The sequence below is a fragment of the Rhizobium sp. BK098 genome, from assembly GCF_014193155.1.
Taxonomy (GTDB): Bacteria; Pseudomonadota; Alphaproteobacteria; order Rhizobiales; family Rhizobiaceae; genus Rhizobium.
Window position 1 is genome coordinate 1 of the sequence record NZ_JACHYY010000055.1, and the last position, 1,056, is coordinate 1,056.

Annotated in this window: 1 pseudogene; it reads left to right on the forward strand. The window is 57.6% G+C overall.

Annotated features, from left to right (window positions below):
- Nucleotides 1-97 precede the first annotated feature (97 nt).
- Nucleotides 98-1,041: pseudogene (locus tag FHT73_RS29320) on the forward strand (IS630 family transposase).
- Nucleotides 1,042-1,056: the final 15 nt, after the last annotated feature.

The following is a 1,056-nucleotide window of genomic DNA, read 5'->3' on the forward strand; positions in this document are numbered from 1 at the left end:
CTAGAGCGCGTCCATTGAACGCGGAATCGGATTGAGGATTCCGTTGTCCGTTGATTTCTGATTCCATTGTCCGACTGGTGATTTGGTCGGAGGCAATATGACCCGCGCTTTCAGCGATGATCTTCGCAGCCGCGTTCTGGCGGCGTCACATGATGGAATGTCGGTGCGATCGGCGGCGGCCCGGTTTGGGATCGGTGTGTCAACGGCCATCGCCTGGATTGCCAGCGCGCGGCAGGGCCAAATGACGCCGGCGAAGCAAGGACGGCGCGGCGGCTCACGCCTGGATGTCCACGAGGATTTTATCGTGGGTATGATCGAAGAGGAAAAAGACATCACCCTCAACGAGATGGTTCTGAGGTTGGCCGAAGAGAGGACAGTTTCCATCGGTCGCAGCGGTCTCGATGTCTGGCTGCGCAAGCGCGGCTGGACGTTCAAAAAAAGACCGCACATGCACTGGAGCAAGAACGCCCAGATCTCCTGAGGCGCCGTCGGGACTGGTTCGAGGGTCAACTCGATCTCGATCCCAACCGGCTTGTCTTCATCGATGAGACCGGCTTGAGCACCAAAATGTCCCGGATTCGCGGACGGTCTCTTTGCGGAGAACGTTGTCGTGCTGCGATCCCGCACGGCCATTGGAAGACGACGACCTTTACCGGTGCGTTGAGGCTGTCGGGGATGACTGCGCCTATGGTGCTCGACGGCGCAATGAATGGAATAGCGTTCCGAGCCTATGTCGAACAGGTTCTCGTACCAACACTGATACCCGGCGACATTATTGTAATGGACAACCTGCCTGCGCATAAAGCCGAAGGCGTGCGGCAAGCTATTGAAGTGGCCGGTTGCCAGCTACTCTACCTCCCACCCTATAGCCCGGACTTCAACCCCATCGAGAAGGCCTTCTCCAAGCTCAAAGCGCTCCTGCGAGCCAGAGCAAAGCGCACCGTCGAAGCACTATGGGACACAGTCGGCGAGATCGTTGCGCTCTTCAAACCCCAAGAATGCGCCAACTACTTCATGGCATGCGGATATGACCCCGAGTAAAATGGACGTGCTCTA